General features: G+C 61.9%; 21 protein-coding genes and 3 tRNA genes. 12 read left to right on the top strand and 12 right to left on the bottom strand.

Annotated features, from left to right (window positions below):
• Positions 1-12: 12 nt before the first annotated feature.
• The 6 genes from HHL25_RS07525 to HHL25_RS07500 form a co-directional block, all read right to left on the bottom strand.
• Positions 13-1,374, bottom strand: coding sequence for an AAA family ATPase (locus HHL25_RS07525; RefSeq protein ID WP_169588708.1), 1,362 nt, complete (start codon positions 1,372-1,374; stop codon positions 13-15).
• Between the two features lie 189 nt (positions 1,375-1,563).
• Positions 1,564-2,178 carry a leucyl/phenylalanyl-tRNA--protein transferase gene (aat, locus tag HHL25_RS07520; RefSeq protein ID WP_169588706.1) on the bottom strand — a complete coding sequence of 205 codons (615 nt, stop codon included), beginning with the start codon at positions 2,176-2,178 and terminating at the stop codon, positions 1,564-1,566.
• 12 nt (positions 2,179-2,190) lie between these two features.
• Positions 2,191-3,540 (bottom strand): acetyl-CoA carboxylase biotin carboxylase subunit, encoded by a 1,350-nt coding sequence (gene accC / locus HHL25_RS07515; RefSeq protein WP_169588704.1) that lies wholly within the window; start codon positions 3,538-3,540, stop codon positions 2,191-2,193.
• A 4-nt stretch (positions 3,541-3,544) separates the two neighbouring features.
• Positions 3,545-4,012, bottom strand: a complete 468-nt coding sequence (accB, locus tag HHL25_RS07510; RefSeq protein ID WP_169588702.1) for an acetyl-CoA carboxylase biotin carboxyl carrier protein — start codon at positions 4,010-4,012, stop codon at positions 3,545-3,547.
• Positions 4,013-4,034: 22 nt separating this feature from the next.
• Positions 4,035-4,472: a type II 3-dehydroquinate dehydratase gene (aroQ, locus tag HHL25_RS07505; protein WP_169588700.1), complete on the bottom strand. Its 438-nt coding sequence runs from the start codon at positions 4,470-4,472 to the stop codon at positions 4,035-4,037.
• A 130-nt stretch (positions 4,473-4,602) separates the two neighbouring features.
• Entirely contained in the window at positions 4,603-5,364 is a 762-nt protein-coding gene (locus HHL25_RS07500) for a DsbA family protein (RefSeq protein ID WP_169588698.1), read from the bottom strand.
• Positions 5,365-5,571: 207 nt separating this feature from the next.
• Between HHL25_RS07500 and HHL25_RS07495 the strand changes: the two genes are divergently transcribed.
• On the top strand, positions 5,572-6,729 hold the full coding sequence (locus HHL25_RS07495; RefSeq protein ID WP_169589650.1) for a pyridoxal phosphate-dependent aminotransferase: 1,158 nt from the start codon (positions 5,572-5,574) through the stop codon (positions 6,727-6,729).
• Positions 6,730-6,954: 225 nt separating this feature from the next.
• On the opposite strand, the gene HHL25_RS07490 is transcribed toward HHL25_RS07495, so the two are convergent.
• Complete coding sequence (locus HHL25_RS07490) at positions 6,955-9,819, bottom strand: Rne/Rng family ribonuclease (protein ID WP_169588696.1); 2,865 nt, start codon at positions 9,817-9,819, stop codon at positions 6,955-6,957.
• A gap of 682 nt (positions 9,820-10,501) precedes the next feature.
• Here HHL25_RS07490 and HHL25_RS07485 point away from each other — a divergent pair.
• The 3 genes from HHL25_RS07485 to prfB all read left to right on the top strand — a co-directional run bounded on the left by HHL25_RS07485 (position 10,502) and on the right by prfB (position 15,664).
• Entirely contained in the window at positions 10,502-11,761 is a 1,260-nt protein-coding gene (locus HHL25_RS07485; RefSeq protein ID WP_169588694.1) for an N-acetylmuramoyl-L-alanine amidase, read from the top strand.
• Between the two features lie 227 nt (positions 11,762-11,988).
• Positions 11,989-14,436 (top strand): penicillin-binding protein 1A, encoded by a 2,448-nt coding sequence (locus HHL25_RS07480; protein WP_169588692.1) that lies wholly within the window; start codon positions 11,989-11,991, stop codon positions 14,434-14,436.
• 99 nt (positions 14,437-14,535) lie between these two features.
• Positions 14,536-15,664, top strand: a protein-coding gene (gene prfB, locus HHL25_RS07475; RefSeq protein ID WP_169588690.1) for a peptide chain release factor 2 whose coding sequence is annotated in 2 segments (ribosomal slippage) — positions 14,536-14,604 and positions 14,606-15,664 — 1,128 coding nt in all. Because the reading frame shifts where the segments join, the coding sequence is not laid out codon by codon here.
• A 64-nt stretch (positions 15,665-15,728) separates the two neighbouring features.
• Here prfB and HHL25_RS07470 read toward each other — a convergent pair.
• Positions 15,729-16,952, bottom strand: a complete 1,224-nt coding sequence (locus tag HHL25_RS07470) for a multidrug effflux MFS transporter (protein WP_169588688.1) — start codon at positions 16,950-16,952, stop codon at positions 15,729-15,731.
• 165 nt (positions 16,953-17,117) lie between these two features.
• On the opposite strand from HHL25_RS07470, the gene HHL25_RS07465 reads away from it, so the two are divergent.
• The gene (locus HHL25_RS07465) at positions 17,118-17,771 is read left to right on the top strand and encodes a TetR/AcrR family transcriptional regulator (RefSeq protein ID WP_169588686.1); all 654 of its coding nucleotides are present in this window, start codon (positions 17,118-17,120) and stop codon (positions 17,769-17,771) included.
• Between the two features lie 25 nt (positions 17,772-17,796).
• Here the strand turns inward: HHL25_RS07465 and HHL25_RS07460 are convergent, their stop codons facing one another.
• Both HHL25_RS07460 and HHL25_RS07455 read right to left on the bottom strand, forming a co-directional pair.
• Positions 17,797-18,312, bottom strand: a complete 516-nt coding sequence (locus tag HHL25_RS07460; RefSeq protein WP_169588684.1) for a hypothetical protein — start codon at positions 18,310-18,312, stop codon at positions 17,797-17,799.
• Between the two features lie 12 nt (positions 18,313-18,324).
• Positions 18,325-19,098 carry an NAD kinase gene (locus HHL25_RS07455; protein WP_169588682.1) on the bottom strand — a complete coding sequence of 258 codons (774 nt, stop codon included), beginning with the start codon at positions 19,096-19,098 and terminating at the stop codon, positions 18,325-18,327.
• A 166-nt stretch (positions 19,099-19,264) separates the two neighbouring features.
• Here HHL25_RS07455 and HHL25_RS07450 point away from each other — a divergent pair.
• A tRNA-Thr gene (locus HHL25_RS07450) sits at positions 19,265-19,340 on the top strand.
• 131 nt (positions 19,341-19,471) lie between these two features.
• Here the strand turns inward: HHL25_RS07450 and HHL25_RS07445 are convergent.
• Positions 19,472-19,666, bottom strand: coding sequence for a hypothetical protein (locus HHL25_RS07445; protein WP_169588680.1), 195 nt, complete (start codon positions 19,664-19,666; stop codon positions 19,472-19,474).
• A gap of 279 nt (positions 19,667-19,945) precedes the next feature.
• Between HHL25_RS07445 and HHL25_RS07440 the strand changes: the two genes are divergently transcribed.
• Together HHL25_RS07440 and HHL25_RS07435 are read left to right on the top strand one after the other, a co-directional pair.
• Positions 19,946-20,929, top strand: coding sequence for an MliC family protein (locus tag HHL25_RS07440; protein ID WP_169588678.1), 984 nt, complete (start codon positions 19,946-19,948; stop codon positions 20,927-20,929).
• Positions 20,930-21,015: 86 nt separating this feature from the next.
• Positions 21,016-21,501, top strand: a complete 486-nt coding sequence (locus tag HHL25_RS07435; RefSeq protein WP_169588676.1) for a hypothetical protein — start codon at positions 21,016-21,018, stop codon at positions 21,499-21,501.
• Between the two features lie 150 nt (positions 21,502-21,651).
• Here HHL25_RS07435 and rlmB read toward each other — a convergent pair whose 3' ends face one another.
• Positions 21,652-22,536 carry a 23S rRNA (guanosine(2251)-2'-O)-methyltransferase RlmB gene (gene rlmB, locus HHL25_RS07430; protein WP_169588674.1) on the bottom strand — a complete coding sequence of 295 codons (885 nt, stop codon included), beginning with the start codon at positions 22,534-22,536 and terminating at the stop codon, positions 21,652-21,654.
• A 207-nt stretch (positions 22,537-22,743) separates the two neighbouring features.
• Here rlmB and HHL25_RS07425 point away from each other — a divergent pair.
• The 4 genes from HHL25_RS07425 (at position 22,744) to tuf (ending at position 25,567) form a co-directional block, all read left to right on the top strand.
• Positions 22,744-22,828, top strand: a tRNA-Tyr gene (locus HHL25_RS07425).
• Between the two features lie 21 nt (positions 22,829-22,849).
• Positions 22,850-22,923: transfer RNA gene (locus tag HHL25_RS07420), tRNA-Gly, on the top strand.
• 187 nt (positions 22,924-23,110) lie between these two features.
• A complete protein-coding gene (locus HHL25_RS07415; RefSeq protein WP_169589648.1) occupies positions 23,111-24,184 on the top strand; it encodes an NAD(P)-dependent alcohol dehydrogenase in 1,074 nt (357 codons plus the stop codon).
• A gap of 207 nt (positions 24,185-24,391) precedes the next feature.
• Positions 24,392-25,567, top strand: coding sequence for an elongation factor Tu (gene tuf, locus HHL25_RS07410; RefSeq protein WP_169588649.1), 1,176 nt, complete (start codon positions 24,392-24,394; stop codon positions 25,565-25,567).
• Positions 25,568-25,719: the final 152 nt, after the last annotated feature.

The following is a 25,719-nucleotide window of genomic DNA, read 5'->3' as shown; positions in this document are numbered from 1 at the left end:
CGAAAAGAATGCTTAGGTCGAGCGCGAGTTGTCGAGAATACGTATGAGGCTCTTCTGATCTGAAGATAGTGTTGGCGAGTATATTGAGGTGTGACCGTTCGCATCGAGGGCGAAGCGGCGCACGGAGTTTATCGTGCTGGAGTTTATGAGCGACTCAGAGTGTGTGACCAGGATGTACTGGCAGTATTGGGTACGGTTCAATTCGCGAAGAACCTGAAGATACTCATGTTGAAACTGGTAATGCAGATGGATTTCGGGTTCATCAATGATGACGACGCCGCCTTTCAATTCACCCCTTCCGTATGCCTCGAGCACCAGATGTATGATCGCCTTTTGACCCGCACTTAAGCTATTGATGTCGCCGATCGGCTTATTGCGGCGCGTGTCATGAAACTCAAAACGGTATTGCCAGGTCCGCTGGTCGATAAGTTTGATTTGGCAGCGAAGATTCACAATCCGTAATCGTTCATTCACTGATCGTATAAACGGAAGGTCATTAGCTTCTAGCTCACACTGTGCGAGGTCTTTAGCCTGTGAAGTCAGTTCAAAGTGCCTTTCGGCAACTTGCAATCGGACTAGAGCGAAGACAGATGGCTCGTTGTTGTCAGTGGCATTAAGGCTCTTGTTGAAATCCTGATTCCGGATTTCTTGGATCTGCTGAGAGGCGGGGGCGTGGCTGAGCGAGATCGAGGGCTGAAATGCGTGATAGTTGCGATAGCTGCTGATCAGGGTAAAGCTCTCGTAAAGTGGCGGTATCTTCTCTCCAACTGTTAGGGTGTTGTAGAGAGCGATGGCCTCCCTAAAGAAATGGTAATCACTTAGATAAGTGAAGCCAAAATCCTTATCGCCATTCTGCAATTGAACAGAGAAACTATTCGCCCTTTTGTCGACGACAACGTCAATGACGTAGCTATCGCGCTCTTTCCCATCCGTATTTGGTTGGTAATTCGAGTACGATCCTAGCGTCTGGTTCAGATCCCAAAAATGGTTTCGGATGTTAGATATATTCTGTCGGTCAATGTTGTCGAGCTGTACAGATATGCGAATGCGCTGTTCTTGATCTTCGCTATCCCAGTTTGGATCCAGTCTGAAGCCGCTCAAATCGTTGTTGTCTACGGGCTGAAGTATTTGCTTTCTATCGCTTGAATTAAGCGATGCTTGGCGTCCGAATAGCTCGCGATTAAAGCGAAAATGTCGATAAATTACCCTCCGAAAAAGGAAATTTATAACCTCAAGGGCTGTCGATTTTCCCGAGCCATTTTCGCCAATGATAATGTTTAAGCCATCATCAAAAGCAATTCTGTCCGCTTGACCTACGTCGCGGCGATAAGAAAAACTGAGAATATTTGATATCTGAATATATTCTATTCGCACGGCCTTCCCCTGCCACCCGAAACAGCATAGCTACCCCTTTCATTTCACTCAAGCAGTGGCTGATGGGTGATCTGTGAAGGCGGCCCCATTGTTTTTTCCGCGGCACGAGAATCCGCTGCGGAAGCCATGTTCCGAACGTTTGGGAACACTTGTCCCTCGATTGGACTCCAAACGGTCCACTCTTCCCACTCAAAACTCCACCGTCTCGCTCTCCATCGCCTTATCCAGCAACACCCCATACGCCTCCTTCGGAACATCAACCGCCCCGAACGTCTTCAGGTGTTCCGTGGTGAACTGCGTGTCGAGCAGGGTAAAGCCGCGCTCCTTCAGTCGCTCCACCAGATGCACGAGGCAGATTTTCGAGGCGTCGGTGCGGCGGGAGAACATGCTTTCGCCGAAGAAGGCCGAGCCGAGCGAGACGCCGTAGAGGCCGCCGACCAGTTCGTCGCCCTCCCATGCCTCGACCGAATGGGCGTGGCCGAGGCGGTGCAGGGCGCCGTAGAGGTCCCGGATGGTCAGGTTGATCCAGGTGCTCGGCCGGTTGTCGACCTCTTCCGCGCACTTCTCGACGACGCGGTCGAAGGCGGTGTCGAAGCGGATGTCGAAGGGTTTCTTGCGGATCGTCTTCAGGAGGCTTTTGGAGACGTGGAACTCGTCGAGCGGGATGATCCCGCGCATCTCCGGCTCGACCCAGAAGATCTCCGGGTCGTCTGCGGCATCCGCCATCGGGAAGAGCCCGATGGAATAGGCGCGCAGCAGGAGTTCCGGCGTTAAGCTCTGATCCCTGCTGCGGCGCCCTGCCATTCCTAAGTCACCTCAGGCGGAGGTCCTGGCCAGATAGTCTTCCAGCCAGTGGATGTCGTAGTCGCCGTTCGCGATGTCCTGGTTGGCGACCAGGTCCTGGAACAGCGGCAGCGTCGTCTTGATGCCGTCCACGACGAACTCGTCCAGCACGCGGCGGAGCCGCATCATGCATTCGACGCGTGTGCGTCCATGCACGATCAGCTTGCCGATCAGGCTGTCGTAATAGGGCGGGATCTTGTAGCCGGCATAGGCGCCGCTGTCGACGCGAACGCCAAGGCCGCCGGGTGCGTGGAAATGCGTGATCGTGCCGGGCGAGGGAACGAAGGTGCGCGGATCCTCGGCGTTGATGCGGCATTCGATGGCATGACCGGAAAAGACGATCTCGTCCTGGGTGACCGAAAGGCCGGCGCCCGAGGCGACGCGGATCTGTTCGTGCACCAGGTCGATGCCGGTGATCGCTTCGGTGATCGGGTGCTCGACCTGCAGGCGGGTGTTCATTTCGATGAAATAGAACTCGCCGTTTTCGTAGAGGAACTCGATCGTGCCGGCGCCCCGGTACTTCATCTTCTTCATCGCGTCGGCGCAGATCTGGCCGATCTTCATGCGCTGGTCGACGTTGAGGGCAGGGGAATTGGCTTCTTCCCAGACCTTCTGGTGGCGACGCTGCAGCGAGCAGTCGCGTTCGCCGAGATGGATCGCGTTGCCGGCACCGTCGCCGACGACCTGCACCTCGATGTGGCGCGGCTTGCCGAGATATTTTTCCATGTAGACGGCGGCGTTGCCGAAGGCGGCTGCGGCTTCCGTCCGCGCTGTATTGAACGCCTCATCGAGGTCGTCCTCGGTCTTGGCGACCTTCATGCCGCGACCGCCGCCGCCGGCGGTGGCCTTGATGAGGACCGGGAAGCCGATGGCGCGCGCGGTTTCCAGCACGTTCTCCGCCGTCACTTCGCCGTCCGAGCCCGGAACGACCGGAATGCCGAGTTCGACGGCGGTCTGCTTCGCGGTGATCTTGTCGCCCATCAGGCGGATATGCTCGGCGGTCGGCCCGATGAAGGTGATGCCGTGGGCATCCAGGATATCGGCGAACTTGGCGTTCTCCGACAGGAAGCCGTAGCCCGGGTGAACGGCGTCGGCACCGGTGATCTCGCAGGCCGCGACGATCTGGTGGATGTTGAGATAGCTGTCGCGCGACGGCGGCGGGCCGATGCACACGCTTTCGTCGGCGAGGCGCACATGCATGGCGTCCGCGTCGGCAGTCGAATGCACCGCGACGGTCGCGATGCCGAGTTCCTTGCAGGCGCGCAGGACGCGGAGGGCGATTTCGCCGCGGTTTGCGATGAGGATCTTCGAAATCGAGCTCATCGGCTTACTCGACGACCACCAGCGGTTCGCCGTACTCGACGGGGCGACCATCCTCGATGAGGATCTCGACCACCTTGCCCGAACGCGGCGCCGGGATCTGGTTCATGGTCTTCATGGCTTCGATGATGAGCAGCGTCTGGCCTTCCTTGACGATCGAGCCGACTTCGACGAACGGACGCGAACCCGGAGCCGGAGCAAGGTATGCGGTACCGACCATCGGGGCGGTGACGGCATTGGCGAGGTTGCGGGCGGGCTCGGCGGCTGCGACCGGGGCGGCTGCCGCGGCCACGGCGGGTGCTGCGACCTGGTAGGCCGGCATCTGCGGCATCGCCATCATCTGCGGCGCGGCGCGCGACACGCGAATGCGCATGTCGTCCTGTTCGACTTCGATCTCGCTGAGATCCGTCTCGTTGAGGATGTTTGCCAGATCACGGATCAGAGCCTGATCGATTCCCGATTTCTTGTCAGCCATGGAAAGGGGTCCTGTATTCTTGTTATTGCGTGATGTTCTTCAGCGCGTGAAGCGCCAGGATGTAGCTGTGCGGGCCGAAACCGCAGATCACGCCCTTAGCGGCAGGCGCGATCATGGACGTGTGGCGGAATTCTTCCCGGGCATGGACGTTGGAGATATGCACCTCCACGACCGGAACGCCGATCGCCCGGATGGCGTCGTGCAATGCGATCGAGGTATGCGTATAGGCACCGGCATTGATCGCCACGCCCACCGCCTTTTCGCCAGCCTCGTGCAGCCAGTCGACCAGCATGCCTTCGTGGTTGGTTTGGCGGAAATCGACGGTAAACCCGAGTTCAAGGCCTGCGGCGATGCAGTCGGCCTCGATGTCGGCGAGCGTCTTGCCCCCGTAGATCCCTGGCTCCCGTTTGCCGAGCGCGTTGAGATTGGGGCCGTTCAGAACGAAAATTGTTTTGCTCATCTGCGGTTCCGTCGACTTTCAACCGCCTCCTATAGACCGCTGGGGCCGCAAGGGAAAGCCCCTAGCGGCCCGACGGTGATTCGATCCCCCGAAAATGAGGGCTATTTCGGACAGGGGCAGGAAACCGAGGTCAGCAGGCCGTCTGGCCGCAGCTGCGGACGTTGGCCACCTTCTCTTCGATCGCATCGGAGCCGATGGCGCCGAACACGGCTTCATCGCCGACGATGTAGGAGGGGGTTCCGGTGATGCCGAGGCTGGTTGCCAGCTGATAGGCTTCCTTGACGGACTCGTCATTCGGGCTTTCGGCCATCTTGGCGCGGATCGCCTCTTCGGTGACGCCGAGCGAGGCCGCCACTTCAAGCGCGCTCTCTTCACCGGCGCGGCCCTCGCTGCCGAGCAGGGCGCGGTGGAAGTCGCCGTATTTTTCCGGAGCGATCTTGCGGAACGCGTCGGAGACCTTGTGGGCCGCCTGCGATTCCGGTCCGAGGATCGGGAATTCCTTGAGCACGAAGCGGACATTCTTGTCCTTCGCCAGGATCGCGTCCATGTCGGAAAGCGCGCGCTTGCAGTAGCCGCAATTGTAGTCGAAGAACTCGACGACGGTCACGTCACCCTTGGGATTGCCGAGCGTGATGTCGTGCGAGGAGGCAAACAGCGCGTCCTTGTTTTCCTTCACGGCGGCCGAAGCCTGTTCGAGACGGGCGGCCTGCTGCTTCTTTTCGAGGGCGTCCTGCACCTCGAGCATGACTTCCGGATTGGCGATCAGGTATTCCTTGATGAAATCGCCGATCTCCTTCTTCTGCGCGTCGTCCAGGGCGCCTGCGCTCGTGGGCAGCACCACCGGCATCAGCACCAGGGCGGTTGCTGCAAGTTTCTTGAAACTGAAGGCCATGTCATTCCTCTCATGGGCATTCCGCCACCGCGGATCTCGGCCGGATGATCCTCGCCATCCCAGCCCGTTGATTTGCTGTAGCGTATCGGCAGCGCGCGGCAAGTGAAATCGGAAAAAAGGGCTGCGCCTGAACGCTCTCGCCATTGTGAACAACGCAATAATACGGCAATTGTCGGGCGCCCTTGACGAGACCGGAGCGAGGTTTTGGTGGTTTCCCTTTCCAGACGCAGTGCAGTTGAACCCTTCCATGCCATGGACCTTCTGGCCGAGGCGACCCGGCGCAGAAATGCCGGCGCGCCGGTCATTTCGATGGCCGTCGGCCAACCCGGTCATCCGGCGCCGCAGGCAGCCCTGGCTGCGGCGCGCGAGGCGCTCGCCCATGGCCGCATCGGCTATACCGATGCGCTTGGCCTGTCCGAGCTGAGGAGCAAGCTGGCCGACTACTATCGCCGGCGACACGGTGTCGCGGTCGATCCCGCCCGGATCGTCGTCACCACGGGCTCGTCTGCCGGCTTCAACCTTGCCTTCCTCGCACTCTTCGATCCGGGTGATGCGGTGGCAATCGCGCGGCCCGGTTATCCGGCCTATCGCGCCATTCTCTCGGCGCTCGGGCTGACCGTCGTCGAAGTGCCGGTGAACGAGGAGACGCAATTCACCCTGACGCCCGAAAGCCTCGAAGCGGCGCAGTCGAACGCCGGCGTGCGTCTGAAGGGCGTTCTGCTCGCGAGCCCGGCCAACCCGACCGGCACCGTTACCGGCCGCGGGCAGCTGAAGGCGGTCTATGACTATTGCCAGGGGCAGGGGATCACGCTGATCTCCGACGAGATCTATCACGGGCTCACCTATGCGGGCGAAGAGGCGACTGCGCTCGAGATTGGCAACGAGGCGGTCATCATCAACTCGTTCTCGAAATACTATTGCATGACCGGCTGGCGCATCGGCTGGATGGTGGTACCGGACCACATCGTCCGGCCGCTCGAATGCCTGGCGCAGAGCCTCTACATCTCCGCCCCGGAACTGTCGCAGATCGCCGCGATCGCGGCCCTCGATGCGGAAGAGGAGCTGGAGCACTACAAGGCGAGCTGCCGGCGCAACCGCGACTTCCTGATGACGCGGTTGCCCGAGCTGGGCCTGCCGTTGCTGTCGCCGATGGATGGCGCCTTCTACGCCTATGTAGATGTCGGCCGGTTCACCAATGACAGCATGGCCTTTGCCCGGCGGATGCTGGCCGAGATTGATGTCGCGGCAACGCCCGGCATGGATTTCGATCCGGTCGAGGGGAACCGGGCGCTGCGCATCTCCTATGCGGGCACCTATGCCGAGATGGTCGAGGCAACCGACCGGATGGCGCGCTGGTTGCCTTGAGAAAAACGATTCCGGATCAACGCCCTGGCGGCGTTTCCGGAATCAAATTGACAGGGCCTTGAATCGAAATGTGAACGCTGGCCGCTTCGTATGCCGGGCGTTCGATCCGGACTGCATTTGCAGTCGCCTATGGTCCGCCTGCCGCCTTTGCCCACGACCCGCAACAACGAAAAAAGGCCGCGTTCGACGCGGCCTTTGATCATGTTCGGCTTGAGGCGCGACGTCTCAGAAGAAGCCGCGCTTCTGCCACCAGCCACCCTTCTTCGGCTTCGGCGGCTCTTCGTCTCCCTCGGCCGCGGTCTTGACCGAGGTCACGACCGGTTCGGACGAAGACACGTTCGACTGCCGATTGGCGCGGGCCGGCTTTGCCTCTTCCACGGCTTCCGCCTCGGCAGCAGCCTCTTCCTTTTCTGCTGCGGGGGGCTCCGCGACCGGTTCTGCGACCGGCTCTGCAGCCGGCGCTTCGGCCTTGGCTTCGGGCTCGGCCGAGATCACCGGCTCTTCGACCGGCGATGCGACAACCTTGGCCTTGCGGCTTCGGCGCGGCTTCGGCGCGACGATTTCCTCGCCCGCTTCGATGACCGCCTGAGCCGTGGGTTCTTCGGCGGCCGCCTGTTCCGCGATCTCCTCGATCAGAGCGGCTTCGGTGTCGCTGTCGTCCTCCGACTCATCCTCTCCGGATGCCTCTACACCGGCTTCGCCGCCTTCCTCGCCCGGACGGTTGCGACGGCCGCCACGCTTGCCGCGACGACGGCGCTTGCGCTTCTGGCTATCATCGCCCGCCGCTTCGGCTGCATCTTCGCGAGCTTCCTCTCCGGCCTCGATGGCGGTGTCTTCGTCGCCCTCGTCGCCTTCATCCTCGTCGCCGTCACCGTCGGCGCCGCCCTGTGTACCATTACCGCCCTGGCCGTTCTTGTTGCGGCGGCGGCGACGACGCTTGCGCTTGCGGCCGCCCTGTTCCTCGCCATTTGCGGCAGCAGGTTGGGCCGACGGTGCGGCTGCGATGATTTCCTCGTCTTCTTCCTCTTCCTCCGGCTCGGGAACGAAATCGTCCTCTTCGATCGCCGGAAGCATCTGCATCAGGCTTTCGATCTTGACCGGATTGGCAACCGCTTCGCCGCGGTCAATGCCGAAATGCTGCGAACCGACCGAGCTGTCGCTGTCGATGACGATCGACACGCCGAAGCGGTGCTCGTAGTCGACGATGGTGCCGCGCTTCTGGTTGAGGAGGTAGAGCGCCGTTTCCGGCGTGGTGCGCACGGTGATGTCATGCGTCGTGCTCTTCAGCAGGAATTCCTCGATGCCGCGCAGGACGTGCAGCGCGACCGAAGACTGCGAACGGATGAGACCCGTTCCGCCGCAATGCGGGCAGAGCTGGGTGGTCGATTCGAGAACCGATGCGCGGATGCGCTGGCGCGACATTTCAAGCAGGCCGAAATGCGAGATGCGGCCGACCTGGATGCGGGCGCGGTCGTTCTTCAGGCAATCCTTGAGCTTCTTCTCGACCGCGCGGTTGTTGCGCTTCTCTTCCATGTCGATGAAGTCGATCACCACGAGGCCGGCAAGGTCGCGCAGGCGGAGCTGACGCGCTACTTCTTCCGCAGCCTCGAGGTTGGTCTGGAGTGCCGTATCCTCGATCGAGTATTCGCGGGTCGAACGACCGGAGTTGACGTCGATCGAAACCAGAGCTTCGGTCTGGTTGATGATGATGTAGCCGCCCGACTTCAGCGTCACCTGCGGCTGCAGCATGCGGTCGAGCTGACCTTCGATGCCGGAGCGCGAGAAGATCGGATGAAGATCGCGATAGGGCTGAACCACTTTGGCGTGGCTCGGCATCAGCATCTTCATGAAGTCCTTCGCTTCGCGATAGCCTTCTTCGCCCGAAACGATGATCTCGCTGATGTCCTTGTTGTAAAGGTCGCGGATCGAGCGCTTGATGAGCGAGCCTTCCTCATAGACGAGGCAGGGCGCGGTCGAGTTGAGCGTCAGCGTGCGGACGTTCTCCCAGAGGCGCATCAGGTATTCGAAGTCGCGCTTGATCTCGACCTTGGTGCGGTTTGCACCGGCGGTACGAAGAATCACGCCCATGCCCTGCGGCACTTCGAGGCCGCGCGCGATTTCCTTGAGGCGCTTGCGGTCGGTCGGCTGGGTGATCTTGCGGGAAATGCCGCCGCCACGGGCGGTGTTCGGCATCAGGACCGAGTAACGGCCGGCGAGCGACAGGTAGGTGGTGAGGGCAGCACCCTTGTTGCCGCGCTCTTCCTTCGCGACCTGGACCAGGAGGATCTGGCGGCGCTTGATGACTTCCTGGATGCGGTACTGCTTGCGCGGCTTGCGCACGACGCGGTCCGGAACCTCTTCCATGGCGTCTTCGGCGCCGACGGATTCGATCTCTTCCTTCTCGCCGTCGCCATCGTCGTCGTCATCGTCGAAATCGTCGTCGCGGCCGCGGCGGCCGTCGGTGTCTTCCGAGATCTCGTCGTCGGTCTCGAAAAGTGCGGCCATGTCGTTGCGGCCGTCATCGTCACCAGCGTCGCTCGCCTCGGCGGGCTGTTCTTCCGCCTCGGCTGCGGCCTTCTTGGCGCGCGGCTTGCGGACGCGCTTCGGCTTTGCCTTGGGGGCTTCTTCCTCGGCGGCGACTTCTTCCGCAACTGCTTCAGCCGGAGCCTCCGCTACGACTTCTGCTTCGGTCTCGACGATGGTTTCCGTTGCCGGAACGATGCCCGTATCGGGCTGCTCCTGGGTCGCGAGATCGACGACCGGAGCTGCGTCTTCCAGGTCTCCATCGTCCTCACGGCGATGTTCCTCGGCTTCCGCGCTCAGCAGTGCCTGACGGTCGGCATAGGGGATCTGGTAGTAGTCCGGGTGGATTTCGGCAAAGGCCAGGAAGCCGTGGCGGTTGCCGCCGTAGTCGACGAACGCGGCTTGAAGCGAGGGTTCGACCCGCGTGACCTTCGCCAGATAGATGTTGCCGCGGATCTGCTTCTTGTGTTGGGACTCGAAGTCGAATTCTTCTATGCGGTTACCGCGTACGACGACAACGCGCGTCTCTTCTTCGTGAGACGCGTCGATCAGCATTTTGTCTGCCATTTAAGATGTGCTCCTCGGCGCCGCCTGGAAGCTGTCCACTCGCTCGCTGTACTTTGGTGCGGGTGAGGCTTGAGGGGCTGGGCGCCGGATATAGATGTTCTCGCCCGGCGGGGTGCGCTGGCAGCAATTGAACGGCCGTCGGGATCCTCGAAGAGCCCGACCCGCCAAGAGTGTTCAATACCAACTGCAACGACATCAAAGACCGAACGAAAACGACAATGACATAGGCCCCTTGGGACCCGATGAGTGCTCGTCAGAGCATGTGGTGGACATCCACCAGTTACGTTTGCCGGCCGGGCCGGCGTGTTAAACAAGTTTCAGGATAAAAATACGGAGACGGCGGATGAGTGTCCGACAAGCTAGGCGCCAAGTCCTTGAAGAGGTTGGCAGCCGCGGCGGTCATTCTATCCCGTTGGCACTTTTAACCCTCCCGTGCCTTGTATGTTTTCTCTGTGACAATAGCAAGGGGAAACGAAATTATGCCATAATATCGATTGATTAGCCTGTTTCGGTGACAATTCGCGATTCTCGGTCTTTTTCGGCACTTGTGCCGTTTTGATACACTTCGATCGGGAAATTTGCCGTGGATTTTGGCTCGGGGGGACTGATTTCATACGAGATTGATGGGATCGGCACGCTAAGAGGCGATGGCAGAAATTCTGTTACGGGGAAGCGCATCCATATGAAATGGTCTCGTCCGAGACGCTTTGCAGTCCAGACGCGTGCATTTGCGCGAATCGTCGCCGTCGTGCTGCCGGTGGTTGCCGCCTTCGCTTTCCCGGGCGGCGTGAAGGCCGCATCCTCCGATCCGATCGCGGCATATGCGGCGCGCATCGTCGGCGATCGCGCCCGCACGCGCATTGTCATGGAATTCGACCGCAAACCCGAGATCGAAGTGCGCTATATCGCCAAGCCCGATCGCATCGTGGTCGACCTGCCATCGACCGTCTTCACCTTTCCCGATGCCGATTTGCAGGCGAGGGGCCTTTTCCGCGACATCCGCTACGGCTCGATGGACGTCGATTCCGCTCGGCTCGTGCTCACGGCAGAACGGCCGGCGCGGCTGGTCGGCAGCGAGGTGATGGCGAACGAGGACGGCAAGGGCTATCGCCTCGTGCTCGACGCGGAAATGGTCACGGCGCAGGATTTCGAAAAGCTTGTGGCGAGTCAGGCCTGGAACGGCGGCGAGCAGACGACGGCGGCAACCCGCGGCGACCGTGTCGGTGGATCCGAGCAGGCAAGCCCGGGGGCTTTCGTCATCGCCATCGATGCCGGGCACGGCGGTATCGATGCCGGCGCGGCTGGTGCAGCCACCAAAACGGCGGAAAAGGAAATCACGCTGGCCTTTGCCAAGGCACTCAAGGAGCGCCTGAAGCCGGAGGCCGGCATCGAGGCCTTTCTGGTCCGCGAGGGAGACGAGTTTCTTTCCCTTTCCGAGCGCGTCACCATCGCCCGCCAGCGCGGTGCGAACCTGCTGATCTCCTTCCATGCCGACACGCTGGGGCAGAACAACATCCGCGGCGCCACCGTCTACACGATTTCGGACAAGGCCTCGGACCGGATGGCCGCCGATCTCGCCGAACGCGAAAATCATTCCGATGCCGTTGGCGGGGTCAATCAGTCAACCGAGCCGGCAGAAGTCTCCGACATCCTGCTCGACCTGACCCGGCGCGAGACCCAGGCCTTCTCGATCTCGCTCGCCGATGCCGTTGTGAAGTCCTTCGAGGGGCAGGTGGCCTTGATCAACAATCCCCATCGCTACGCCGGTTTCCGCGTCCTGCAGGCCCATGACGTGCCGTCGATCCTGCTCGAAATCGGCTTCCTGTCCAACAAGGACGACGAGAAGCTGTTGCTCGATCCGGCCTGGCGGGCGAAGATCGCCGATCTGCTGGTTGCTGCAATAAAGCGTTACCGCGTGCCACTGGTGGCGAACGGGGGCTGAAATCGCGATTGATCCTCGCTGAATGTTGCGGGCATAACAGGACAGTGGCCCTATTTTCCTCACAATCGGGCCGTTACTCCGAACGAGGCGGATTGCTTTCGAATCCTGCGGGAATGATTGCTGGCCGCTTGCGTCTTGCCAAGGGGCCAATGACGTGCATAACGCCTCGCTATGTGCGATGTTCGCCCATTGCGCGCTGAACCGAAAGCATTGCCGGTAGCTCGAACATGATCAGACTGATTGGTTATCTCTTCGGACTCGCGTCCGTCCTCGCCCTCATCGTCGCGGGCGTCGTCGCCGTTTATCTGAACGGGGTCTCCAGAGATCTGCCGGACTACGCTGTCCTCTCGAGCTACGCGCCGCCCGTCACCACGCGCATTCACGCCGGCAACGGCGCGCTGATGACCGAGTATGCACGTGAACGGCGCCTGTTCCTGCCGATCCAGGCCATTCCCGATCGCGTCAAGGCCGCATTCCTCTCGGCGGAAGACAAGAACTTCTACAATCACCCGGGGGTCGACATCTACGGCCTCGGCCGCGCCATCCTCGTCAACCTGCAGAATTTCGGGTCCGGCCGCCGCCCGGTCGGGGCTTCGACGATCACGCAGCAGGTCGCCAAGAACTTCCTGTTGTCCGCTGACCAGACGATCGACCGCAAGGTCAAGGAAGCGATCCTGTCGTTCCGCATCGAGCAGACCTATTCGAAGGACAAGATCCTCGAACTCTATCTGAACGAGATCTTCTTCGGCATGAATGCCTACGGCATCGCCGGGGCTGCGCTCACCTATTTCGACAAATCGGTGACCGAGCTCACAATCGCCGAGACCGCCTATCTCGCGGCTCTGCCGAAGGGGCCGTCGAACTATCATCCCTTCCGGCACACGGAAGCGGCCGTCGAACGACGCAACTGGGTTGTCGACCGGATGGTCGAGAACGGCTTCGTCACCAAGGCCGACGGCGAAGAAGCCAAGAAGCAGCCGCTCGGTGTTACCGGTCGTCGGTCCGGGGCCAACGTCTTCGCTTCCGATTACTTCTCCGAGGAAGTGCGTCGCCAGATCATCGAGAAATACGGTGACAAGGCGCTCTACGAGGGGGGGCTCTCCGTTCGTACCTCGCTCGACCCGAAGATGCAGATCTTCGCCCGTAAGGCGCTGCAGGACGGTCTCGTCACCTATGACCAGCGTCGCGGCTACCGCGGCCCGGTCGCCAACATCGCCGTTTCGGGCGACTGGGGTGCCGAACTCGCCAAGGTCAAGGGCCTGAGCGACGTACCGGAATGGAAGCTCGCCGTCGTGCTTGCGGTCTCCTCGTCGCGTGTCGATATCGGTCTGCAGCCCGCCACGGAGGCAGGCGGCAAGGTGGTCGCCGAGCGCGAGACCGGTCGCGTCATGGCCGACGACATGGATTGGGCCTACCGCTCGGCCAATGGCGACCGTAAGACGGCAAAGTCGCCGGAAGGCGTTTTCACTGCCGGCGACGTCATCTATGTCGAGCCGAAGGGTGAGGGCGGTTACAAGCTGCGCCAGCCGCCGAAGGTGCAGGGTGGCCTGGTGGCCATGGACCCGCATACCGGCCGCGTGCTCGCCATGGTCGGCGGTTTCTCTTACGCACAGTCGGAGTTCAACCGCGCCACGCAGGCCATGCGCCAGCCCGGTTCGTCCTTCAAGCCGTTTGTCTATGCCGCAGCGCTCGACAACGGCTATACACCGGCATCGGTTATCATGGACGCCCCGATCGAGTTCGTCGCCGGCGGTCAGGTCTGGCGGCCGCAGAACTATGGCGGCGGCTCGGCCGGCCCGTCGACACTGCGTCTCGGTATCGAGAAGTCGCGTAACCTGATGACGGTCCGCCTCGCCAACGACATGGGCATGAACCTGGTGGCTGAATATGCCGAACGCTTCGGCATCTATGACAAGATGAATCCGGTGCTGTCGATGTCGCTTGGTTCAGGGGAAACAACGGTGTTGCGCATGGTTTCTGCCTATGCGGTTCTGGCGAACGGCGGCAAGCAGATCAAGCCGACTCTCATCGACCGCATCCAGGACCGTTATGGCAAGACCATTTTCCGTCATGAGGAGCGTACCTGCGACGGCTGCAACGCCAATGCCTGGGAAGGTCAGGAGGAGCCCGCCGTCGTCGACAACCGCGAGCAGGTTCTCGATCCGATGACCGCCTACCAGATCACCTCGATGATGGAGGGCGTGGTCCTGCGCGGTACCGCTGCCGGCAAGATCAAGCTTGATCGCCCGGTCGCCGGCAAGACCGGTACGACCAATGACGAGAAGGATGCCTGGTTCGTCGGCTACACGCCCGACCTCGTCGCCGGCCTCTATATCGGCTACGACAACCCGACCCCGCTCGGCCGCGGCGCGACCGGCGGCTCGATGTCCGCGCCGATCTTCAACGAGTTCATGCAGGAGGCCGTTGCCGGCACGCCGCCCGGCAAGTTCCACCTGCCGGAGGGCATGAGCCTGATCCCCGTCAACCGCAAGACCGGCATGTACGCCGCCGAAGGCGATCCCGACACGATCACCGAAGCCTTCAAGCCTGGCACCGGCCCCGCCGACACCTTCTCCGTCATCGGTATGGAAGGCTATGCTGCGCCGGAAGAGATCCTTCGGGAATCGCCGCAGGCCAACCAGGCCGTGACATCCGGTGCCGGCGGCCTGTTCTGACCCTATCGATCCGTTTGAGCATGCGGCCGCCCCTTTACAGAAGGGACGGCCGCAACTAATTGACGGGCGAGTTTTTCATCCAAGGTGAAAGCGAGCGAAATGCGCAGTGAAATCGAGAATGTTGTCGACGAAATCAAGCAGGCCATAAGCCTGCTGAGGAGGCATCTTTGACTGGGACCAGGCGATAAGACGACTGGACTGGTTGAACAACAAGGCAGAGGATCCCAACCTCTGGAATGACGCCCAGGAAGCCCAGAAGCTGATGCGCGAGCGCCAGCAGCTGGACGAAAGCATCAACGGCGTGAAGCGCCTCGAACAGCAGATGAAGGACAGCATCGAGCTGATCGAGATGGGCGAGGACGAAGGCGATGAGCAGATCGTCAAGGAAGCCGAGGATGCGCTGAAGGCGCTGAAGGCGGAATCCGGGCGTCTGCAGGTCGAGGCCATGCTCTCGGGCGAGGCCGACGGCAACGACACCTATCTCGAAGTCCATTCCGGCGCCGGCGGCACCGAGTCCCAGGACTGGGCCAACATGCTTCTGCGCATGTATATCCGCTGGGCGGAAAAGCAGGGCTTCAAGGTCGAGGTGATGGAAGTGCACGACGGCGAAGAGGCCGGCATCAAGTCCGCGACGATCCACGTCAAGGGCCACAATGCCTATGGCTGGCTGAAGACCGAATCGGGCGTCCATCGCCTGGTCCGCATCTCGCCCTACGATTCGAACGCGCGCCGCCACACCTCGTTCTCCTCGGTTTGGGTCTATCCGGTCGTCGATGACTCGATCCAGATCGACATCAACGAAGGCGACTGCCGTATCGATACCTATCGCTCGTCGGGCGCCGGTGGCCAGCACGTCAACACGACCGACTCGGCGGTGCGTATCACGCACATCCCGACCGGCATCGTCGTTGCCTGCCAGCAGGAGCGCTCGCAGCACAAGAACCGCGCCAAGGCTTGGGAAATGCTGCGTGCCCGCATGTACGAGGCCGAACTGAAGAAGCGGGAAGAGGCGGCCAATGCCGAAGCGGCGTCGAAGACCGACATCGGCTGGGGTCACCAGATCCGTTCCTACGTTCTGCAGCCTTACCAGCTGGTCAAGGACCTGCGGACCGGCGTGGAAAGCACCGATCCGGACAACGTCCTCAACGGCGGCCTCAACGAATTCATGGAAGCGGCCCTGGCGCACCGGATCAGCGGCAAGGCCGACGCGGTCGCCGACCTCGACTGATCTCCGGACGATCGAGTGCAGTCAGGAAAACAAACGGCGGGACTTGGGTCCCGCCGTTTTTCGTTCATGCACGTTCGTCGGCGGGTTCGGTCGAAAACGCGCCGGTCGTTTCGGGGCGCAGGGTCATGATCGCGATGAACAGCACCGCGATCGCACAGGCCGCGATAGTGCCGATCATCGGTAACGCCGTCCCGTCGAAAAACAGGCTGGCAATGCCGATCACGCTCGAGGCGGTGACGAACTGCAGCGTGCCCATGAGGGCCGAGGCCGTCCCCGCGATCCGGCCGTGTCCCTCGAGTGCCAGAACCGCAGAGGTCGGGATGACCATGCCAAGGAAACCGTAGGACACGAAGAGGAGTGCCGACATCAACGGCAGGCTGCCGAGGCCGAGTTCGAAGAGGACGAACAGCGCGGTCGCGGCGAGCGCGAACCCGCCGACGGCGAAGCGGATCAGCCTTCTAAGGCCAAAGCGTCGTGACAGGCGCCCGTTCATCTGCGATGCGCCGATGAAGGAGATCGCGTTGAGCGAGAACACGACGCTGTAGAACCCGGGCGTGAGGCCATAATGCTCGATCAGCACGAAGGAAGAGTTCGCCACGTAGATCATGTAGCTCGACATGCCGAAAGACGCGATGAGCACGAGGCCGAGATAGTAGGGATCGCGCAGCAGTGTCCGGTAGGATTTCAGCGCGCCGACGAGGCTGCTCTGGCTGCGGGCCTCGGCGGTGCGGGTTTCCGGCAGCAGCAGCGCGGCGAGAACCACGCCGAGAGCGGCAGCGACGACCATCACGCCGAAGATGGCGCGCCAGCTGCCGACCGTCGTCACCATGCTGCCGGCGAGCGGTGCAAGGATCGGGGAGACGCTGAAGACCAGCATCAGCCGCGACATCAGCTGCGCGGCTGCGACACCGGTAAAGAGGTCACGCACGATCGCCCGGCATAGCACGGTGCCGGCGCAGGCGCCGACGCCCTGCAGGGCACGGAAGCCGATCAGCCACTCGATCGACGGCGAGAGCGCGCAGCCTATGCCACCGACCGCAAAAAGCGTGAGACCGAAATAAAGTGGCTTCTTGCGGCCGATCATGTCGGACACTGGGCCGTAGACCAGTTGCGACAGCGCCATGGCGACGAAGAAGGAGACGAGGCTCGCCTGAACGGCGCCGCTGTCGGCGTTGAGCCCCGCGCCGATTTCCGGCAGGGACGGCAGATACATATCGATGGCGAAAAGACCAATAGCGGTCATCAGGCCGAGGACGATGGGCAGGGAGGCCCTGGAATTCTGTTGCATGAAGAAAACCTTTGCGTCACCGCAAAACGATGCTGCGGGGGGAGGTGAACCGAAAAGGAAAGGGCTTGCTAACCGGGCACGGCGGGGCCGAACCCATGATGTGAATGTAATGTCAAAAATATTGGACACGATTGTCCAATTAGTCAAGCCCCTCTATGGTGAGCCATGGATCACACCACGCAGATACCGATTCCCGCGTCCGCGGCCTCATCCGGCGCCCGCACCAAGCGCGACGCCATCATCGACGCCGCCGCCGCGATTTTTTCCGAGAGCGGCTATTCGGGCGCGAGCATCGACGCGATCGCAGCGCGTGCCGAGGTGTCGCGCCAGACGGTCTACAACCAGATCGGCGACAAGGAGAAAGTCTTCAAGGCGGTCGTGGCCGATGTCACGCAACGCTCGAGCGCGGCCTTCTTCGCCGTGCTCGAGACGTTTCCGGACGCGCCGAAGGATCTGGAAGTAGATCTCGTCGCCTTTGCCGTCCGCCTTTTGCGGGTTGCGGTCTGCGAACCGAGCGGGCGTTGGCTGCTGCGGCTGCTCTCGCTCGAAGGTACGCGCCATCCGGAGCTTTTTGCCACTTGGCGCGAGTACGGGCCGGGCCGCAAGCATCCTGCCATGGCCGCCCGTTTCGCCTTGCTTGCCCATGGCGGCTATCTCGATGTAGAGGATCCGTCGCTTGCCGCTCGCCAGTTCATGGCGCTCGTGATGTCGGACGTGCGCTCAGACCTGCAACTCGGTATTCCGATCCCGGAGAGCGAACTGGACGGGCTGGCGCGTAATGCCGTTCGCACCTTCCTGAAGGCCTTCAGCAAGCGTTGAAGCCGACGCGGCCGGTTTAGGCGAATCAGTTCGTCTCGCGCTCGACTCGGATCTCGCCGAATTCGTCGATCAGCACTGTCCAGCCCTCCGGCTCGACCTGCTCGGGCGAGGTCTTCAGGTAGACGGTCGCGAAGAACCCGGCCTGCCGGCTGACGCCGGTCGAATCTTCCGGGCGGATGTCGGTGACATAGGGCTTGATCGCCGAAAACTCCTCGAGCTCGACGCTTTCGATGAGCTGTGGTCCGCCTTCCGTGCTGAGGATCTGCTGCAGATAGACCTTGGCGGTGCGGTCGGGCTGCCGGATGGAAACGAGCTTGTAATAGCCGCGCTGGCTTTCCGCAGCGCTCGTGGCCGGCGCCGGGGCCGGTGTTTCACCGGAGGCCTTGGGCGCGGTCTCGACGTCGGCGTCACCTTCCCAGAAGCCGCCGCTGATGACGAAGGTCGCCGTCACTGGCAACTGGTCGATCTCATCGGCCCGGACGGCCGTCGAGGTGAGAAACAGGGCGAGGAGGCCTGCACCGGCGATAAGCTGCGGGATCATGCCTTGTCTCCCTCAGTTTGAAAACTGTTCGGCGAGGATTCGATCCGACCAGGAGCGGTCGGGATCGGATAGAATGCGGGCCGTCGTGTCCTCCGACTGCGCGATCTTCACCTGGAGCACAGACTTGACCTCCGTGTGGTCGGCGACCGCGTTGACAGGCCGCTTCTCCGCCTCGAGCACGATAATATCGACGCACACCTTGTTGGGCAGCAGCGCGCCGCGCCAGCGGCGCGGCCGGAACGGACTGACGGGGGTCAGCGCCAGAAGTGGGGCCTCGAGCGGCAGGATGGGCCCGTGGGCGGAGAGGTTGTAGGCCGTCGAGCCGACGGGCGTCGCCACCATCAGGCCATCGCAGATCAACTCGTCGAGCCGCACCTTCCCGTCGATGATCACCCGGAGTTTTGCCGCCTGGTAGGACTGGCGCAGCAGTGAGACTTCGTTGATGGCGAGTGCGATCGAAATCGAACCGTCCGCATTGGAGGTCGTCATCCGCAATGGATGAAAATCGTTCTCGTCAGCGGCGGCGATTCGTTCATGCAGGTTTTCGACGGAAAAGTCGTTCATCAGGAAGCCGACCGACCCTCGGTTCATGCCGTAGACCAGCTTGCCGGAATTCATCGTGTCATGCAGCGTCTGCAGCATGAAACCGTCACCGCCAAGGGCCACGATCACGTCGGCCTCCGTCGGTGCGACATTGCCGTAGCGCGCCACGAGTTCTTCACGGGAAGCCTGGGCTTCCTCGGCATTGGAGGCGATGAAGGAGAGCGAGCGGAACGAACGCGACATGGACAGCCCTTTTTGGTCGCGACTGTGGTACATGATAAAGGGCGTGAGCGACAAGGCGTTTGACGGGCCGAAGGAGAACACGGTCGCCATGCTCTCCACAGCCAAACTGACGACTGCCAGATTTTTCTTTACCCGGCGCGCAAATCTGCTTAATGACGGCGACAATGCCCTTGTAGCTCAGTTGGTAGAGCACCTGATTTGTAATCAGGGGGTCGCGGGTTCGAACCCTGCCGGGGGCACCATCTCTCTCTCAAGTAGATAGATCCGTTGCCTTTAATACGGCATTCTTCTGCCGGAGCCGCGCCCGCTCGCGGCTTTGGAGTATGACAAATTATACATTTTTTCGGGTGCCGGATGGCGGCGCGCCCTTTCCTCAGGCGTAGCCGATCAGGTCCGGCTGGACTTTGCGACCGGCGCCGTAGTCGCGGGCATAGGCGCCGCGGCGAACGTCCTGGCGGGAGGCCGCGCGCAGGTCGACCAGCGGGATGGTGAAGGCACCGTCGGCAAAGGTGCCGGTATCGGGAGTCTCGACGGTGTTTTCCCGGATGGACGTCAGCAGCGTGAACATGGTCTTTCCTCCCAGTGGCCGTGGAGAACGGCGGAGCGATCGTTTGAGTTCCCAACCCTATCAAGCGATCCGTTGACCGATCGTTAACCACGATCGCGACGGGGATATGGCAGCCGGTCCATTTTCGGGTGCATTGGCCCGAATGCCGGCAAACACGTTCGCACGGGATCTCTCCCTATGCGGCATCCAGAACCGGTTGTGCGGTCGGCGAGGCCTCCTCTTTCCAGCGGTCGCGCCCTCTGGCATCGTGTCGCCGAAACCAGTTCGGGAGAGATGTTCATGGCCTGCATTCGGCAATCTGCGTTCACCCTCTTGCTGGCGGCGTCCGGGCTCTGCCTCACGACTGCGGGGGCAGGGGCGACCGAGGTGCAGTATCGTTGCGAGGACGGCAGCTTTCTTTCGGTCGAGTATACGGACAGTTCCGCCGAGGTCCGGTTGGGTGACGGAACGGAGCTGTCCTTGCCCGAGCAGCCCGCGGCCTCGGGCTTCTGGTACTCCTCCGGTCGCCACGAATTGCGCGGCAAGGGAGACGAGGTGCGGTTCGCCATCGGGCGTCGCATGCCGGTCGTCTGCAGTGCCGAATCGACAACCGGCCGGCTCTTCGATGTGCCGCGCGCGGAAAGCCTCGCTATCGCAGCGGGCGACACCGGCTTCGACATGCCGGGCCGGCTGCGCTGCCGGCACTATGCAGATTTCGCCTTGAAGGAACTCGACCTCGGCGAAAAGGGGGCGGCCGCCCTGTTCATCGCGCCCGCCTCTGCCGCCTGCAGGCTCGGCGAGCCGGGCGACCGGCAGATCGAGGACGATACGGCCGGCTATCTCTGGGGCGCCAAGGGGCCTTACGTCTTCTTCAAGGGCGCTGACGGCTGGAACGGAGGCTTGCCCTTCGTCGTCTATGATGCCCAAACCGGCAAGCGCCTGTTCGACGACGTGATGGCGGGCGACGACATCGAAGCCGCGGAGGTCAGCGATACCGGGGCGGTGTTGCAGTATCGCCGGGTCTATGCGGCGGAGTGCTCGCTGCTGGCCTCGCCGGAGAGCTGCAGTACAGAGATCAGAAAGGCGCTCGATCTGGCGGCCGACCGGGCGATGCCGGATTGCCTGCCGGCCTACCAGCCTTTGATCGATACCGATCCCGCATCCTCTGCCACGATAAAGGCCTGGCCGAACGTGATCGAGTATCCGGTGTCGCGCAAGGTGGCCGCGGGTGGGACGAAGCTGTCGGCGCGCCCGGGTGACATTGCCTGTCGCGCGCCGGAGTAATTTGACGTTTGGCAAGATGTTGCAATTTACAGGTGTAGGAATTCGGCGTCTAATGAAGCTGCGGCCATCAAGGACGGAGCCTTGCCATGATCCTCGGAATGACGCCTTTCACCCTTTTTCATGTTGTCTTGAGCCTGATCGGCATCGCCGCGGGCTTCGTCGTGCTCTCCGGCTGGTTGCGGTCCGACCGCAGGTCCGGCTGGACGGCCCTCTTCCTGCTTTCCACCTTCGCCACGGTGATCACCGGCTTCCTATTCCCGTTCAGCGGCTTCACACCCGCAATCGGGGTGGGGATCATCGCCACGGTTCTTCTCGTCCTGGCGATCGCGGCGCTCTATCGCTACCAGTTGGCCGGCCGGTGGCGGGCGGTTTATGTGGTCTGCGCGGCGGCCTCGCTCTATCTCAACGTCTTCGTGCTGGTGGTGCAGGCCTTCGCCAAGGTTCCGGCGCTGAATGCGCTCGCCCCAACCGGTGCCGAGCCGCCCTTTGCCATCGCGCAGGGCCTCGTGTTGCTGGCCTTCTGCGCTTTCGGCTATCTCGCGGTCAATCGCTTCCACCCGACCACGGTCTAGCACGGGCACTAGGACGCGAGCGCACCTGGCGCGTTTCGTGAAGAAACGCGCACAAGGATTCGGAATGATTCGACAGTTTGGAAGTCCGCTTCCCATGCCGGCCTCGGCATTGAGGGCCGGCATGGCCGATTGGCTTGCGCCGGGGCCGGCTCAGGCGCCGGATTTCGCCAGGTATTGCCGAGAGGCGTAGAGCGCGATCGCCGCGGCATTCGAGACATTCAGCGACTTGATCGCGCCGGGCATGTCGAGACGCGCCAGCGCGTTGACGGTTTCCCGGGTCTTCTGCCTGAGCCCCTTGCCTTCGGAGCCGAGCACAAGGGCGATCTTGTCGCCGGACAGCGTGCCTTCGAGCGGCGCCGGCCCTTCCGAATCGAGGCCGACCGAATGGAAGCCGAGCTTGTGCAGCTCGTTCAGCGCATCGGCCAGATTGGTAATCTGGATATAGGGGATGAGTTCGAGCGCACCTGATGCCGATTTGGCCATGACGCCGGATTCGGTCGGGCTGTGGCGCATGGTGGTGATGACTGCACCGGCGCCGAAGGCAACCGCGGTCCGCATGATGGCCCCGACATTGTGCGGGTCGGTCACCTGGTCGAGCACCAGCAGAAGCGGACTGTCCTTGAGGGCCTCCAGTCGCCGAACGGGGAGTGGGCGCGTCTCCAGCATGACGCCCTGATGGATCGCGTCCGGGCCGAGCTGCTTGTCGAGATCCTGGGGTGTCACGATTTCCACAGGAAAACCGAGCGCCGCCACGGGGCCGATCTCCAGCCGCACCAGCGCGTTCTGCGTGACGCTGAGCTTGATCGGCTTGCGTTCCGGGTTTTCAAGGGCGGCGCGCACCGTGTGCAGGCCGTAAAGCTGGACCTCGTCCGGCGCGAGCTGCGGCGGTGTCCAGTCGGTCTCTTTCCTGCGTCCCTTGCGGACATCGGGCGTCGGGATTTCGCCGCGTTCGCGCTTGGCGTCGCGCACCTGGCGGCGCAGCGTCGCATAGTGGCTGTCACGGGCGGATTTGTCTGTCTTCGGATCTTTTGCCATGCGGTCTTATAACCGTGCGGCCCCTTCCGCGATAGACCTGCTGCGCCGCAAGGCTTTTTCCAGGGGGCGAAAATTTTTCCGAATTTTTCCTTCGTCATCGTGTTGACATGAGAGGGAAGGGCCGTCATATACCCGCCGCAGATCGCGGGGCCAACGCCACCGCAATCTCGACTGAAAAGCTTGGTCGCTTGATCCGGACGAAAAACTGGAGAGATGCCCGAGTGGTTAAAGGGGACGGACTGTAAATCCGTTGGCTTCGCCTACGTTGGTTCAAATCCAACTCTCTCCACCATTCGTCCTCGGATCGATTACCGCGGGTATAGCTCAATGGTAGAGCAGCAGCCTTCCAAGCTGAATACGCGGGTTCGATTCCCGCTACCCGCTCCAGGCCATCCTTTCCAACCGTTCCTCTGAATGTATTCAACGCCTTGCCATCGGCAGCGCTCGGTGTTGGCCGGTCCCCCTGTCGCTACCGCTGTCGCAGCGTCTGCATTCCAGGGCGGTCGTATTCACGCTTTCATATAAATGCACTAGCCTGCGTCACGTCCATCACATGCTTGGAGGAACGACCATGGTGCAGAAAATGAAAGCCGCGATTTTTGTCGAAAAGGGGCGCATCGTTCTCGATGAGAAACCGATCCCCGATGTCGGTCCGCTCGATGCGCTGATCCGCATCACCACGACCACCATCTGCGGAACCGATGTCCACATCCTGAAGGGCGAGTATCCGGTCGAGAAAGGCCTGACCATCGGCCACGAACCGGTCGGCATCATCGAGAAGCTGGGCTCGGCCGTCGAGGGTTATGCGGAAGGCCAGCGCGTGATCGCCGGAGCGATCACGCCCTCCGGCCATAGTTATGCCTGCCTCTGCGGCTGCGGTTCGCAGGACGGCGCCGGTACGAAGCACGGCTTCAAGGCCATGGGTGGCTGGAAGTTCGGCAACACCATCGACGGCTGCCAGGCCGAATACGTCCTGGTCAAGGATGCGATGGCCAATCTCAGCCCGATCCCGGATCACCTGACCGACGATCAGGTGCTGATGTGCCCCGATATCATGTCGACGGGATTTTCCGGCGCGGAGAGCGGCGGCGTGCGGATCGGTGACACGGTGGTTGTCTTCGCCCTCGGGCCGATCGGCCTCTGCGCGGTGGCGGGCGCCAAGCTGATGGGTGCTACGACGATCATCGGTGTCGACACGCTCGCCTCGCGCATGGAGGTTGCCAGGAAGCTCGGGGCCGATCATGTGATCGACTTCAAGGCTGGTGATCCGGTGGAGCAGATCATGGCGCTGACGGACGGCCGTGGCGTCGATGTCGCCATCGAGGCGCTCGGTACGCAGGCAACCTTCCGTTCGGCACTCCAGTCGTTGCGCCCGGGCGGCACGCTGTCGAGCCTCGGCGTCTATTCCAGTGATCTGACGATACCGCTCGGCGCGTTCTCGGCCGGTCTCGGCGACAACAAGATCGTGACGACGCTTTGCCCCGGCGGCAAGGAACGCATGCGCCGCCTCATGGAAGTCTGCGCATCCGGTCGCGTCGATCTCAAGCCGCTCGTCACCCATCGTTTCAGGCTGGACGATATCGAAGAAGCCTACGAGCTCTTCGCCAATCAGCGCGACGGCGTGCTGAAAGTGGCGATCCAGCCGTAAGTCAAGCGAGGCAATCGATCTGCCGGGCACCACCCCCGGCGTCTGGCAGATCCGTCTTTGCGCCGGCCGGCAGGGCAGGGCGCGGCCTCGTTCCGGCCGTTGGGGCCGAAAGCAATTAGGTCTTGCGCAATCCACGCGAAAGCCTTAAACGGCGGGACCAAACCGGTTCGCCGGGTCAACCTTTTTTCGATCATAGGAAGCATTCAAATGGCAAAGAGTAAGTTTGAGCGCAACAAGCCGCACGTTAACATTGGCACGATCGGCCACGTTGACCATGGCAAGACGTCTCTGACGGCAGCGATCACCAAGTTCTTCGGTGAGTTCAAGGCCTATGACCAGATCGACGCGGCTCCGGAAGAAAAGGCCCGTGGTATCACCATCTCGACGGCCCACGTTGAGTATGAGACGGCCAACCGTCACTACGCGCACGTCGACTGCCCCGGCCACGCCGACTACGTCAAGAACATGATCACCGGTGCCGCCCAGATGGACGGCGCGATCCTGGTTTGCTCGGCTGCCGACGGCCCGATGCCGCAGACCCGCGAGCACATCCTGCTCGCCCGTCAGGTTGGCGTTCCGGCTCTGGTCGTGTTCCTCAACAAGGTCGACCAGGTTGACGACGCCGAACTGCTCGAGCTCGTTGAAATGGAAGTTCGCGAACTTCTGTCGTCCTACGACTTCCCGGGCGACGACGTTCCGGTCATCAAGGGTTCGGCTCTGGCCGCTCTCAACGACTCGGACAAGAAGATCGGTGAAGACGCCGTACGTGAGCTGATGGCCGCTGTTGACGCCTACATCCCGACGCCTGAGCGTCCGATCGACCAGCCGTTCCTGATGCCGATCGAAGACGTGTTCTCGATCTCGGGCCGTGGTACGGTTGTGACGGGCCGCGTCGAGCGCGGTATCGTCAAGGTTGGTGAAGAAGTGGAAATCGTCGGCATCCGTGCAACGACGAAGACGACGGTCACCGGCGTTGAAATGTTCCGCAAGCTGCTCGACCAGGGCCAGGCCGGCGACAACATCGGCGCTCTGATCCGCGGCGTTGCCCGTGACGGCGTTGAGCGTGGCCAGATTCTGTGCAAGCCGGGTTCGGTCAAGCCGCACAAGAAGTTCAACGCTGAAGCCTACATCCTGACGAAGGAAGAAGGCGGCCGTCATACGCCGTTCTTCACCAACTACCGTCCGCAGTTCTACTTCCGCACCACCGACGTGACGGGCATCGTCACGCTTCCGGAAGGCACGGAAATGGTTATGCCGGGCGACAACGTCACGGTTGTTGTCGAGCTGATCGTTCCGATCGCGATGGAAGAAAAGCTGCGCTTCGCTATCCGCGAAGGCGGCCGTACCGTCGGCGCCGGCATCGTCGCCTCGATCATCGAGTAATAATCGATCCCCATGGATTGACGAGAACCCCGCTGGAAACAGCGGGGTTTTTTGCATTTTTGTCGGGGTGGAGGCAGATTTCTCCTTGAGACCTGGAAACGGGCAGTTGGCTTGCTAACCATGGGAGCGTGTGGCGGCGCACTGGCTCGCCG

This window comes from Rhizobium terricola, from assembly GCF_012927355.1.
Lineage (GTDB): Bacteria > Pseudomonadota > Alphaproteobacteria > Rhizobiales > Rhizobiaceae > Allorhizobium > Allorhizobium terricola.
This window is presented reverse-complemented; position numbering and strand designations above follow the sequence as displayed.